Genomic DNA, 287 nt, shown 5'->3' with positions numbered 1-287 from the left:
ACGCTGTCGCCATCGCCCAGAAACAGACCAACAGAGGCGATATGGTGTTTCTTCGCCCAGGCCAGCAGAGTTTTGTTAGCGGTTCCCGCCAGCGCGCCGGTAATGATGCCAATCTGATCGGCAGGCGTCACGCGCAGGCCGTCTTTCTTTTTCACTGGCAAATTCAGCCCTTTCATCAGCTCATCCACCACGCAACCGCCGCCATGAACAATCACCAGCGGACGCTGATGGGACTCACGATAGTTGACCAGCGCGGTAAAAAGACGTTCCAGAGCCTCTTCGCTATC

General features: G+C 56.4%; 1 protein-coding gene. It reads right to left on the bottom strand.

What is annotated here, in order from left to right:
* Positions 1–287, bottom strand: a 287-nt coding sequence (locus J4G32_RS21105; RefSeq protein WP_485020566.1) for an amino acid kinase family protein, incomplete at both ends; no start/stop codon positions are given.

Origin of the sequence: Microvirga antarctica, from assembly GCF_017921815.1 — a bacterium.
Lineage (GTDB): Bacteria > Pseudomonadota > Alphaproteobacteria > Rhizobiales > Beijerinckiaceae > Microvirga > Microvirga antarctica.
This window is presented reverse-complemented; position numbering and strand designations above follow the sequence as displayed.